The sequence below is a fragment of the Flavobacterium sp. Flavsp81 genome (assembly GCF_059491325.1).
Genome location: NZ_CP168505.1, coordinates 4,015,553 through 4,028,195 on the forward strand (window position 1 = coordinate 4,015,553; position 12,643 = coordinate 4,028,195).

10 protein-coding genes are annotated in these 12,643 nt (G+C 34.0%); 3 read left to right on the forward strand and 7 right to left on the reverse strand.

All coding sequences use genetic code 11. The annotated features are described in order from the left end of the window. Positions 1-99: 99 nt before the first annotated feature. Both ACEN92_RS16925 and ACEN92_RS16930 read right to left on the reverse strand, forming a co-directional pair. On the reverse strand, positions 100-1,143 hold the full coding sequence (locus ACEN92_RS16925; RefSeq protein ID WP_495639508.1) for an AMP-binding protein: 1,044 nt from the start codon (positions 1,141-1,143) through the stop codon (positions 100-102). After that, positions 1,136-2,083, reverse strand: coding sequence for a CPBP family intramembrane glutamic endopeptidase (locus ACEN92_RS16930; protein WP_495639509.1), 948 nt, complete (start codon positions 2,081-2,083; stop codon positions 1,136-1,138). The genes ACEN92_RS16925 and ACEN92_RS16930 overlap by 8 nt, the downstream gene beginning before the upstream one ends. Before the next feature lie 109 nt (positions 2,084-2,192). On the opposite strand from ACEN92_RS16930, the gene arsC reads away from it, so the two are divergent. The 3 genes from arsC (at position 2,193) to fumC (ending at position 7,121) form a co-directional block, all read left to right on the forward strand. Further along, entirely contained in the window at positions 2,193-2,537 is a 345-nt protein-coding gene (gene arsC / locus ACEN92_RS16935) for an arsenate reductase (glutaredoxin) (RefSeq protein ID WP_495639510.1), read from the forward strand. Positions 2,538-2,631: 94 nt separating this feature from the next. Further along, positions 2,632-5,085 carry a TonB-dependent receptor gene (locus ACEN92_RS16940; protein WP_495639511.1) on the forward strand — a complete coding sequence of 818 codons (2,454 nt, stop codon included), beginning with the start codon at positions 2,632-2,634 and terminating at the stop codon, positions 5,083-5,085. A 650-nt stretch (positions 5,086-5,735) separates the two neighbouring features. After that, the gene (gene fumC, locus ACEN92_RS16945; RefSeq protein WP_495639512.1) at positions 5,736-7,121 is read left to right on the forward strand and encodes a class II fumarate hydratase; all 1,386 of its coding nucleotides are present in this window, start codon (positions 5,736-5,738) and stop codon (positions 7,119-7,121) included. 69 nt (positions 7,122-7,190) lie between these two features. Here fumC and ACEN92_RS16950 read toward each other — a convergent pair whose 3' ends face one another. From ACEN92_RS16950 to ACEN92_RS16970, 5 genes are all read right to left on the reverse strand, one after another. Next, positions 7,191-8,294: a pectinesterase family protein gene (locus ACEN92_RS16950; RefSeq protein WP_495639513.1), complete on the reverse strand. Its 1,104-nt coding sequence runs from the start codon at positions 8,292-8,294 to the stop codon at positions 7,191-7,193. 98 nt (positions 8,295-8,392) lie between these two features. Beyond that, entirely contained in the window at positions 8,393-9,697 is a 1,305-nt protein-coding gene (gene fucP, locus ACEN92_RS16955; RefSeq protein ID WP_495639514.1) for an L-fucose:H+ symporter permease, read from the reverse strand. A gap of 22 nt (positions 9,698-9,719) precedes the next feature. Beyond that, the gene (locus ACEN92_RS16960) at positions 9,720-10,160 is read right to left on the reverse strand and encodes a MaoC/PaaZ C-terminal domain-containing protein (RefSeq protein ID WP_495639515.1); all 441 of its coding nucleotides are present in this window, start codon (positions 10,158-10,160) and stop codon (positions 9,720-9,722) included. Positions 10,161-10,352: 192 nt separating this feature from the next. Then, positions 10,353-11,417, reverse strand: a complete 1,065-nt coding sequence (locus ACEN92_RS16965; protein ID WP_495639516.1) for a Gfo/Idh/MocA family oxidoreductase — start codon at positions 11,415-11,417, stop codon at positions 10,353-10,355. A gap of 2 nt (positions 11,418-11,419) precedes the next feature. Next, positions 11,420-12,643, reverse strand: coding sequence for an extracellular solute-binding protein (locus ACEN92_RS16970; RefSeq protein WP_495639517.1), 1,224 nt, complete (start codon positions 12,641-12,643; stop codon positions 11,420-11,422).

Consider the following 12,643-nt stretch of genomic DNA (forward strand, 5'->3'; position numbering starts at 1 on the left):
ATAATCCTTTAAATTAAATACCTTTACAAAATAAAATTAATATAAAAAGATTTTATCTAAAAAATCGTATTACTGTTTTTTAACGTGATATTATTTAGGTTACAATCCTATACTAGGTTTTCTTAATAATTTTCCGTTTTCATTTTCCTTAAATTTCGGAACAAAAACAATTTCTTTTGGTTTTTCGTATTTGTCTAAAACATCAAAAAAACCAGTTGGAAAATTTCTTTTTTCTCCTTCAATAACTAAAATTAATTTTTCTCCTAAAATAGAATCCGGAATTCCTGTAACAAAAAAACGGCTGTTTATTTTTCCAATTAGCTTAGTTTCAATTTGTTCTGGGATTAATTTTACACCGCCGCTATTGATGACATTGTCAATTCTTCCTAAAAATGTAAATTGATTTTCTGTTATTATCTTTACCAAATCATTGGTGATAATTTGTTCTTTTGAAATTGTTGGAACTGTAATTATAAGGCAACCTCTATTATCTGTGTTAATTTTTACATTTGGCAAAACGGAGAAAAAGTTTTCTCCAACTTTTTTAGCTGCAATGTGTGTAATAGTTTCGGTCATTCCATACGTTTCATAAATTTCAGTTTGGAATGTCAAGAGTTTTTCCTCAAGTGAAGAATCGATTTTGGCTCCGCCAATAATTAATTTTTTGACATTTTTTAAATCTTTGATAGAATTTTGAACCTGCAGAGGTACCATAGCTACAAAATCATATTGGACTGTGTTTGATGCTAATGGTTCTGTACTTGGTTCGACAATATCTAAATCCAGACCTAAAATGAAACTTCGAACTAACATCATTTTTCCGGCTATAAATTTCACAGGCAGGCAGAGTAACGCTTTATCACCGGGTTTTAAGCTGAAAAAGTCTCCTGTAGCTAATGCAGAATGAATCATAGCCTGTTTTTGCAATCGAACGACTTTAGGTAGCCCGGTAGTTCCGGAAGTCGTCATTTCGATATGGTCTTTATTGTCGAACCAATCCAAAAGAAATTCGCCAATTGCCTGTTCATTAGCGCCGCCCTCTTTAATATAGCTGTACGCCACACGGCACAAATCATCACTATTTAAATGATAACCATTTATTTTAAAATAATTGTGAACATTCTTATGTGTCAATTTAATCATAATCAGATGAATTTAAAGCTTCTACAACTATTATATTACCAGTTAATCTTTCCTTCCAATTCGTCCAATTGTACTTCTTGCTAAAAATAAAAAGTAAAATAGGATAAATTATAAGAACAGGTAAAATAACATCAAAGCCCGCAGAAGGTTCTGATAAATCTTTAAAAATTGAATGCGTTTGAAAAGCTGACCAATCTGAAGTGACAAGCAAAGCGCCAATAATATTATTTGCTGCATGAAATCCCAGTGCTAATTCCATCCCATCATCCATCAGGGTGATGATTCCCAAAAATAATCCTGTTCCTATATAATAGACCATGATGATATAACCCATTTTTTCTACTTCAGGATTCCAGACATGCATCGAACCAAATAACAACGAAGTCATCATCAGAGGAAACCATTTATTCCGTGCTAAATTCGCAAAGCCCTGCATTAAGTATCCTCTAAAAACATATTCTTCTGTGCTTGTCTGAATGGGGATTAACACTATCCCTATTAGAAATAATATTAGAAATGGAATTAGCTTAAAATTCCACACAAATTTTTCGGGTGACTGAAAATAAATAATAAAAAAACTTATGATTGAAAATAAAGACCATAAAAAGAATGAAAACAGAATCCGGTTCCAATCTATTTTTTTTCTGGCTGTAGTAATCGACAGAAGTGTTTGTTTGTGTATATAAGTGATCACAAAATAAATACCCGCAAAAGCAAAGGCGAAAGAAATCATTACTAAAAACAAGGTAAGATTTGGCTCAAATATTTTTAAAGCCGAATCGTTATCTGTTGGGATAACAGTTTTATCAACAAAACTTTTATAAATCATTGCAACAGAGAAAGGAAGCTGACCAATGAATGAAGCTGTGATAATAAAAACTGATCCTAAAAGATATTTCCAAAATTTATTTTCGGGTTTAATTCCTTGTTCTAAAAACATGTATTAAAAATTTAAAATTAGAATTCAATTTAATAAGTAAATCTTATTTTTGGTATTGCTAAAATACTTTTTTTTAGTTCAATTATTAATAGCTGTTTAAAAAAATAAAATGATAAAAGTTTACCATAATGCGCGTTGCGGGAAATCAAGAAATTGTCTGGCTTTTTTGGATGACTCTAATCAGGACTATGAGATAATCACTTATCTTACGGATACACCAACATTTGATGAATTGAAAGACCTGCTTGAAAAATTAAATTTACAGCCTGTTGAATTAGTGAGAACTAAAGAGAAAGTCTGGATCGAAAATTATAAAGACAAAAACATGAATGATGCTCAAATCATTCAGGCAATGATTGATAATCCTATCCTAATTGAGCGACCAATTGTAATAAAAGACGGGAAGGCTATCATTGGCCGGGATCTGGATAAAGTGGCTTCTTTTTTAGATTGATTATAAAGAATTTAGTTAACATTTTTTTGTGATTTCTGTTATTAAACCAAAAGCTACATTTGTGGTCTAAAAAGGGAAAGAAACCAAAAAAATAATGAAAAAATTAAAATTTGCTGTATTAATTGTATTTCTGTTTTCAGGATTATGCAATTATGCACAGGAACGACCTACAAGCCAAAATAAAGTAAAAGTTACCGGGAAAGTTTTCGAAAAGGTAACAAAACAGCCTCTTGAGTACGCTATTATTACAGTTATGGTTCCAAATGAAACCAAACCTATTGGCAGCGCGAGCACTAATCCAAAAGGTGAATTTGAAGTGCTTGTTGCTCCGGGAACTTATGATATAAAAGTTGAATTTATCTCTTTTAAAATAAGTGAAATAAAAGGAAAAGTCATTTCAGGAGACACAAATTTAGGAGCTATCAATTTATCTGAAGATGCAGAACAATTAAATGAAGTTGTGGTTCGTGCCGAAAAATCAACAGTAGAAATAAAACTGGATAAAAAAGTTTATAATGTTGGTCAGGATATGATGGTAAAAGGAGGAACTGTAAGTGATGTCCTGGATAATGTACCATCTGTTTCTGTTGATACAGAAGGTAATGTAAGCTTAAGAGGAAGTGATAATATCCGAATTTTAATTGATGGCAGGCCTTCAAATGCAATTAACATTGCTGAAGCTTTACGCCAGCTTCCTGCGGATGCGATTGATAAAGTAGAAGTTATTACCAATCCATCTGCCCGTTATGATGCAGAAGGTGGTTCCGGGCTGATTAATATTATTTTGAAAAAAGGTAAAAATCAAGGTTTTAACGGGACTTTTATTGCTTCAACAGGACTTCCTGAAACGTATGGTTTAAGTGCAAATTTAAATTATAAAACTGAAAAACTAAATTACTTTACTACTGCCGGGTACAACTACAGAACAAATGAAGGTAGGGGTAAAACAAATTCTGAATACTTCAATGAAGACGAAACAACTAAAAATTTTTTAGATGAAGACCGTGATACAAAAAGAACTTCAGATGGATTTAATGGAAGAGCAGGCGTAGAATGGACGATAACCCCAACGACTTTCTGGACTAATGCTATTAATTATCAAAAGAGTTCAGGCAGTACCAGAGATTTAATCAATTACAATAACTATGATGCAGCGCATGCTTTTACCGGATCTTCTTTCCGATTAAATAATGGAGATACGGGAAGTGAAGACGTTGAATTTACTTCAAATTTAATCAAAAACTTTAATAATAAAGGTCATAAACTTACCGCAGATTTATCGATTTCAGAAGATAATGATGATAGCAATAGCATTATTACAGCATCATCACCTAATTCCAACAATACATTAAACAATCAGGTTCAGAGGCAAGTTCAGCTACAGACTGATTATGTTCTTCCATTAGGTAAAGGAAGTCAGTTTGAAGCAGGATATAAAGGAAGTTTTGGAAATTTGAACAATGAATATTATGTTGCTGATGGTGCCGGAGTAAAAGATGAAAATTTATCAAATACTTTAGAATATAAAGAAAACATAAACGCATTTTATACACAATATGGTTTCAAAGTAAATAAATTTTCATACTTATTTGGTTTACGTTGGGAAGACACTAATATTCAGGTTAATTTACTTGATAATAATAATTTCAATACTAAAAAATACAATAACTTATTTCCAAGCGCTTTTCTGAGTTATGAAATTTCAGACCAAAGTAATTTCACTTTAAGTTACAGTAAACGGTTAACAAGACCAAGAGGACGGTTTATGAACCCGTCAACAAATTACTCCAGTAATATAAATATCTTTCAGGGAAATCCGGATTTAAATCCTTCTTTGACTGATAAATACGATATTGGATACATCAAACGCTGGGATAAAGTAACTTTTAATACTTCGGCATATTTTGAAGATACCAAAGATGTTTTCAGTTTTGTAAGATCTCCGACAGGTGAAGAAGTAAATGGAGTTCCGGTTATTTTGAGCCGACCGATTAATTTAGGAAAAGAACAAAAATTTGGTTTTGAGTTTACCCTGAATTACTCACCGTTTAAATGGTGGAGATTAAATAGTAATTTCAATTTTTACAATGTAAAAACAACCGGAGAAAACCGTTATACTGATTTTACAACAGGTGAACCTGTAGTTCAGGATCTTGACAATCAGGCCAATTCCTGGTTTGCCAGAATCAGTTCAAAAGTTACTCTGCCATACAAAATAGATTGGCAATTGAACGGTACTTATAATGGTGAACAAAAAACGGCACAGGGTAAAAATCTGGGTCAGTTTGGTATGAATACTGCTTTTAGCAAAGATGTTTTAAAAGACAAAGGAACGATAGCTTTTAATATAAGCGATATTTTCAACTCAAGAATCATGAGATCGTATACCAACCTTGATAGCCAGACATCTTACGGCGAAATGCAATTCCGTAAACGTCAGTTCAATTTATCATTTACGTATCGTTTTAATAAAGCTAAAAACGAAAGAGAAAAGAATACCGCCCCTAAAAATGAAGGAAATGATGGTGGCGGTGAATTCCCGGGATAATCACTAGACAGTATAAAAAAAAGGACTCGTAAAAACGGGTCCTTTTTTTATGAAATCAATTTAAAATTAAACTGATTGTTCTTGCTTTTTCTTTGCTCTTTTCTCTTTGATCATTTCCCAGCTAGCACCCGTAACCCAATAAGATACGAAACCAACCAAGAAAAACATCAACCAAAACCCTATAGTTAGTATGGTCAAGAAAAGTAAAAAACCTAAGTACTGTGAAAATTCAAACATGTTTTCCGGAATTTTTGAATGTAATGACAAATGTATGTTTTATATTTTTCCTTAGCAATAAAAACGAAATCAATTTTTATAAAATCACAATAATCCGTATATTTAAACTCGTTTTAAATAATGATTTTTTGTCTAACATAATTCATTTTTATTGAACCCTCTCAAAGTAAATAAGATGCATATTTTTTAGGAGCTATTTCCCGCTATTCGATGCAATCTTTTATTTTTTAAAGAAAAAAATAAAAGGATTTCCACTTCTATCGGGGCTAGGCATTTATTTTCAAAATAAATTTTAAATTCAAAATAAAAAAATCCGCTTAATCAGCGTTTTTACGAAGTAAATCTGAATTATCCACGTTCAATTTACCATTACATTTTTGAGATTACATTTTACAAACAAATTATATATACAAATGAAATACAGAATAGAAAAAGATACCATGGGAGAAGTTCAGGTCCCGGCTGATAAATATTGGGGCGCACAAACAGAACGTTCAAGAAATAATTTCAAAATTGGTCCATCGGCATCAATGCCAAAAGAAATTATAGAAGGTTTTGCTTACTTAAAGAAAGCTGCTGCTTATGCTAATCACGATTTAGGTGTTTTACCAATCGAAAAAAGAGATGCAATTGCAGCAGTTTGCGATGAAATCCTGGAAGGAAAATTAGATGATCAGTTTCCGTTGGTAATCTGGCAGACAGGTTCGGGGACGCAAAGCAATATGAATGTAAACGAAGTAATTGCCAACCGCGCACAAGTTATTAAAGGCTTTGAAATTGGCGAAGGTGAACAATTCATAAAAGCAAATGATGATGTCAATAAATCGCAATCATCAAATGATACTTTTCCAACCGGAATGCATATTGCAGCTTATAAAATGGTTGTAGAAACCACCATTCCGGGTATCGAAAAATTAAGAGATACACTCCATGCAAAAGCCATAGCATACAAAGATGTCGTGAAAATTGGCCGTACACACCTTATGGATGCAACGCCACTTACATTAGGACAAGAAATTTCCGGCTATGCTGCCCAATTAACTTACGGATTAAAAGCATTAAAAAACACACTTGCCCATTTGTCTGAAATTGCACTGGGAGGAACTGCAGTAGGTACAGGACTTAATACTCCAAAAGGGTATGACAAGAAGGTTGCCGAATATATTGCAAAATTTACAAATCATCCTTTTGTAACCGCTGAGAATAAATTTGAAGCTTTGGCAGCTCATGATGCTATTGTAGAAACGCACGGAGCATTAAAACAATTGGCCGTTTCTTTAAATAAAATTGCAAATGATATCAGAATGTTGGCTTCCGGACCTCGTTCAGGAATTGGCGAAATTCATATTCCGGAAAATGAGCCGGGATCTTCTATTATGCCCGGAAAAGTAAATCCAACACAATGTGAAGCTTTGACAATGGTTTGTGCTCAGGTTATCGGAAACGATGTGGCAATTTCGATAGGAGGAATGCAGGGACATTACGAACTAAATGTTTTTAAACCCGTTATGGCTGCTAACTTCCTTCAGTCAGCTCATTTATTAGGCGATGCCTGTATTTCATTTGATGAACATTGTGCGCAGGGAATTGAGCCAAACCACAAACGCATCAAAGAATTAGTAGATAATTCATTGATGTTAGTTACTGCTTTAAATACAAAAATTGGCTATTATAAAGCTGCCGAAATTGCTCAAACCGCCCACAAAAACGGAACAACTCTAAAAGACGAAGCTGTTCGTTTAGGGTATGTAACACCTGAAGATTTTGATGTATGGGTTAAACCCGAGGAAATGGTTTAATTTAATTATTAAAATGTTTTTGATTTCTTAAAAAAAGAGCGCTCATTATTTAAACGAGCGCTCTTTGTATTAATTGAAGCCTTTTTGAAAAAGACCATCGGCATTTTTAGCATTCTTTGAAGGCAAAATTTCACGGCATTTATCATTTTCTATTTCAGGATTCCAATCTCCCTCCAGATTTGCAGCGGTTGTGGTATTGGCAGCAAATATTTTTTCTTTTGTGTATTCTGAAGCTTCTTTTTTACTCAGTTGATGTGTCCAGGATAGACGATTTTTTGGGTTATAACCCGGACCGAAACAATTGTATTCTGCATAATAAGTTGTTTCCCAATTTTTAAAAGCTTTGTGTTCAGGATCTTTTGACCAAATAGCCCAACCATCAGCTATGATCTGTGAGCCTTCATAAGAATTTAAAACAACGACATTGGCACCGGCACCCCAAGGTCTTCCTAATGTTGTCGTAACTGAATTATTGCCATTATAATTTAAAAACACACAATCTTTAAATACGAAGCCATATTTGTTTTTGCCAACATCTTGATTGCTGGCAGTAATATGAGAACCTTTTATGCTGTTGATAAAGCAATTTTCAAATAAAGCAATTCCTGAGCCAAAAATAAAATCGGTAGTTCCTTCAATAATACAATCTTTTATATAAGTTCTGGTATTGCTTTTAAGATAGAAAGTATCCTGAAAGCCCGTTATTTTACAGAGATGAAAGATGGCTCTGTCTCCGTTAACCATCAAGGCTACAGCTTGTCCCCCTTTTTTATATTGAGGTAATTGACTGTCAATGGTGTTTTCGAAAGTAATATTTTCAGCAGTAAAATCATCGGCCTGAATCAATGTGCTAAAAGATTTACTGGTTCCGCCTGCAATTTCAGCATAATCATCAAAAGTAAGAACAGTAGTTTTATAAGATTCTCCTATTAAGGTTACTTTTTTGTTTTTGGTTAATTTTAGTTTTTCTTTATAAATACCTGGTTTTACAAAAATTACAGTTGGTTTTGAACTATTTTCGGGAACAGCATCAAATGCTTCCTGCACTTTTGTGAAAGTTCCGCTCCCGTCTGTGGCTACAATAATGTCGTACTTAACCTTATCTTTTTGAGCGTATAACGAGCCGTTAAAAACAAGTAAACAAAGATAAATGGTGAGAAAAGTTTTTTTCATTGTAAGTTTTGAATTAAAAGGAGTTTAAAATAAAATTTCCAAGATGTGTTTAGTTATAATACATAACATCTTGGAAATTTATAAAAAAAGAAGATTAATTAAGAAGAAGTAATGCTTTTTACTTTATGTCCGAATATACCGAAATAAAGAATAATCACGAAACATACTAAAGGAATAATGTACCCTGCCTGAATATCATCGTGCTTCATATCGATTAATGTTCCCATAGCATAAGGCAAAATAGCACCACCAACAATGGACATCACTAACCAGGAAGAACCTGTTTCTGTATTTGATTTTAAACCTACTAATCCTAAAGAGAAAATAGTTGGAAACATAATAGACATGAAGAATCCTATTCCGCCAAGTGCATAAATAACATAAATTCCAGATCCATAGATTGCGATTAAACAAAGAAAAACGCTGATTACACAATAGATAGAAAGTAAAACATAATCTTTGACAAATTTTAAAAAAAAGGTTCCAATAAAACGACCTGCCATAAACAGGAAACCATAAATTCCGAGGTAATACCCAGCTGTTTTTTCATCTAATCCGGCTCCTTGTTGTGCTATTCTGATAAAGAAACTGGTAATGCAAACTTGAGCTCCCACATAAAAAAATTGCGCAGCAACTGCCCAACTCAAATGAGAGAATTTCAAAACAGAGAAAAAGCCAGGTTTAACTTCTGCTTCTGTATGTTGTGGTTTCATTGAAGGAAGATGCATAAAATAAAACAAAATAGCTACTAAAACCAATACACTTCCCAAAATGATATACGGTACTTTTACAGCCGAAGCCTCTTCTAATAAGTAGGCTGCTTTTCTTACAGCTGGCATAGCTGCCATTTGTTCCGGTGTATTGGTTTTTCCGGATAAGATAAATAGTGAACCAACAATTGGTGCTACCATTGCGGCTAATCCATTAAAAGAAGCTGCTAAATTCAATCTTTTTGAAGAAGATTCTGCCGGACCTAAAATGGCAGCATATGGATTTGCACTCGTTTCCAATATCGTTAATCCACAACCAATTACAAATAAGGCAAAAAGAAATAATTCATAAGTTCTTGTATTTGCAGCAGGTACAAAAAGAAAGGCACCTGTAGCAAAAACCAATAATCCGATAATAATACTGTTTTTATATCCAAATCTTTTAATTAGCATCCCCGCTGGAATTGCCATAATAAAATAAGCAAAAAATACTGAGGTATCAATCAATGTCGATTGACGATTGTTTAATTCACAAGCTTTTTTCAGGTGAGGAATTAAAATAGAATCCAGATTGTGTGCCATTCCCCACAGGAAAAATAAGCTGGTAATTAAAATAAAAGGCAAAAGATATTTATTTCCTGTTCCTTGTTCTGTTGGTACTTCGTGTTGGTCAGTTTGGTTGGTTATTTGCATAGCAGTATTTTGGGTTTTAAGGTTATTTCTTTTTTACTAATAATAAATGATCACACACAAGCACCACTTCACCTCTTTGATTGATAATTTCTACGTGTTCGGTGACAGTTCCCATTTCCGGTTTCTTGGCTTCTCCTTTTTCCGAAATCGTAATTTCAGAATGAATCGTATCACCAATATGAACGGGTTTTACGAACCGCATTCGGTCGTATCCTTTAGAAAAAGCTTCCGGATTTATTTCGGATGCAGTCAAACCGATACCAATGCTAAAAATCATTGTTCCGTGAGCAATTCGCTGTCCGAAAGGCTGTGTTTTACACCATTCCTCATCCATATGATGCGGAAAAAAATCTCCGGTATGTCCCGCATGAACTACAAAATCGGTTTCGGTAATTGTTCTGCCTAATGTAACTCTTTTATCATTAAGTTGATAGTCTTCGAAAAATGTGGATTTGAAATACATATTTTAGTTTTTTTAGTCCTTAGTAATTAGTCCTTAGTGACTAGCTCAGATGCTAATTACTAATAACTTTTTACTAATCACTACATTTATATAATTTTTTTGAGCGTTTTAACACGCTTTCCGCTGTATCTTTTTTGGCTGAAAAAAGCCAAAAAAGGATGCCGCTTCAATCGTTAACGCAGGCAATTGTTGTTAAAATTCATTTAGTGGAATTGCTCCTTTTTCATTACTGATGTAACAAGCTTCAACTACTTTCATAGTGTCCAGAACATCCTGAACGCTTGCTAATAATTTGTCGTCTGAACCTTCCTTGAAACGCATCAGGTTGGACATGGTGCCAATGAAAGCTTCCGGAAACCAGGAACCTTCCAATTCAATTTTTTCCCAGTCATATTTTCCGTCTTTTTCAATTGCCACTTCAAATTCATCAGGCATACCGTCAGGATAATTCATCAATAATCCCATTTTGGCTTTAATGGCTCCTTTTGTTCCTTCCCATTTAATGTAACTTTCTTCGTGTTTCGGACCAAAATGATGATCGTGATTGGTATTGATAACTACCCGCATCGAATCGCCATAATCCAAAATAATGGAAGAACGGCAGGATGATAATTTTTTCAAAGGATGATTAGTTGTTTTGGCATAAACCCCTTTTGGATTTCCCAAAAAAGAACGAATGCAATCAATATAATGCACGCTGTGAAAAAGGATTTCCAACCTTGGATGTTCTTTGATTAACGGAAACAATTCCCAAGGGGTATTTACAGTCACCTTAAATTCCAAATCATACAAATCACCAATAATTCCCTGATTAATGATATAGCGTGCTGCACTAACAAAAGAAGCAAAACGCAATTGGAAATTAATGGCAGCGACTAATTTTTTTCTTTCACAAACGGCAACAATTTCGCGAGCCTGCGCCAAATCATTACCCATCGGTTTTTGAATAAGAACTGCCGAACCACTTGGTAATTGTTCCAAAATTTCGATGTATTGGTCGGGAAGAACTGTAATGTCATAAACAGTATTTGATGGAGCATTTTTTACCGCTTCGGCAACGTTTTCAAACACATGTTCTATTTTAAATTGCTTCGCTAAATCATGTGCTTTCGAAATCGTCCTGTTTGTAATGCCAAAAACAGTAAAACCAGCCATTTCATAAGCAGGTAAATGGGCATCTTTTACAATGCCGCTTGCACCAATTATGATAATCGGTTGTTGGGTTTCGGGCAATAAGGGTTTGTATGGAATATTCATGACTATATAATTTGCAGAATAATATTCTGTGTTTCTTCTAATAATTTTTTTGAAAATATATCGCTTTCAATCGCTTTCAAAACCATTTGGTCAATCAACTCCGCTACTTTTGGCCAGACTGGAGTTTGAGGTAAAGTCAAAGCATTTTCATGAAGCATTTCCAGTTTGTGGTAAAACGGAATGGTTTTATTGATTTCGAGATTGTTCCAGGTTGATTTTCGACAACCAATTCCGCCTTCATTGGTCAGTAATTTATCGCTTTCGGGAGTAGTCGCAAATCGTAGAAAGTCGTAAGCCAGTTTTTGATGCTTGCTTCCTGTACCAATCGTGTACAGCCAATACACATTCAAAGAAGCCGTTTTATGATTTTCATCTGATGGAAGTTCAGTAATATCGACTTTGCCTTTTACTTTTGATTCATCAATAACTTCACACATGGAAGCAAATCCAAACCAATTGATGGCCATTGCAGCCTGACCTTCGGCGAAAGCCATTCCTGCCTCAACAGAACCAAAATCTTTTGACTTTGGATGTACAGCATTTTTATTATTGACGATTGTTCTGTAAAAATCCAAAGCTTCAATCGCTGCAGTATGATTGATGCTGATTTGATTTTGAGTATTCAATAAGGAGCCTCCTCTGGTCCATAATTGCAGGCAGAAATCAAAAACCATATTATGTCCGTCAGGATAATTGGCAAAAACACAACCGTAAAGATTTTCTTCGGGTCTGTTGAAAAATTCGGCTATCTGGGTGAACTGTTCCCATGTTTTTGGAGGATTCAATTCATAACCAAACTGCTTTTTGAAGTTCTCTTTTTCGACTGAATCTTCAAATAAATCTTTTCTATAAATCAAACATTCCGGGCCATCATGAAAAGGGAGTCCGTAAGTCCCATTATTGATTTGTTGTAAATGCAGTAAAGATTGATGCCAGCCTTCAGGATAATTTTGAGGTGGATTTTCAGCAATCAATGGATTTAAATCCAGAACCGCTTTTTCATTCGCAGCATCAAAAATCCAATCGGTATTAATGTGTGCGATGTCCCAATTTCCATTTATTAATCCTTTTTTTATAATGGTTTCTTCATACAAATCGTGTAATTCCAACGGAATCATTTCAGCTTCAACCTGAATATTGTTTTTTAGACAAAACAAATCCCACAGCTTTTGCAGCGTACTTTCGAAAGGATCAAATTTTCTGACAGCGATTCTCAATTTTTCCAT

Coding starts and splice junctions, on each gene's coding strand:
- ACEN92_RS16925 (WP_495639508.1), bottom strand. CDS start 1,143: ATGATTAAATTGACACATAAGAATGTTCACAATTATTTTAAAATAAAT.
- ACEN92_RS16930 (WP_495639509.1), bottom strand. CDS start 2,083: ATGTTTTTAGAACAAGGAATTAAACCCGAAAATAAATTTTGGAAATAT.
- arsC (WP_495639510.1), top strand. CDS start 2,193: ATGATAAAAGTTTACCATAATGCGCGTTGCGGGAAATCAAGAAATTGT.
- ACEN92_RS16940 (WP_495639511.1), top strand. CDS start 2,632: ATGAAAAAATTAAAATTTGCTGTATTAATTGTATTTCTGTTTTCAGGA.
- fumC (WP_495639512.1), top strand. CDS start 5,736: ATGAAATACAGAATAGAAAAAGATACCATGGGAGAAGTTCAGGTCCCG.
- ACEN92_RS16950 (WP_495639513.1), bottom strand. CDS start 8,294: ATGAAAAAAACTTTTCTCACCATTTATCTTTGTTTACTTGTTTTTAAC.
- fucP (WP_495639514.1), bottom strand. CDS start 9,697: ATGCAAATAACCAACCAAACTGACCAACACGAAGTACCAACAGAACAA.
- ACEN92_RS16960 (WP_495639515.1), bottom strand. CDS start 10,160: ATGTATTTCAAATCCACATTTTTCGAAGACTATCAACTTAATGATAAA.
- ACEN92_RS16965 (WP_495639516.1), bottom strand. CDS start 11,417: ATGAATATTCCATACAAACCCTTATTGCCCGAAACCCAACAACCGATT.
- ACEN92_RS16970 (WP_495639517.1), bottom strand. CDS start 12,643: ATGGAAAAATTGAGAATCGCTGTCAGAAAATTTGATCCTTTCGAAAGT.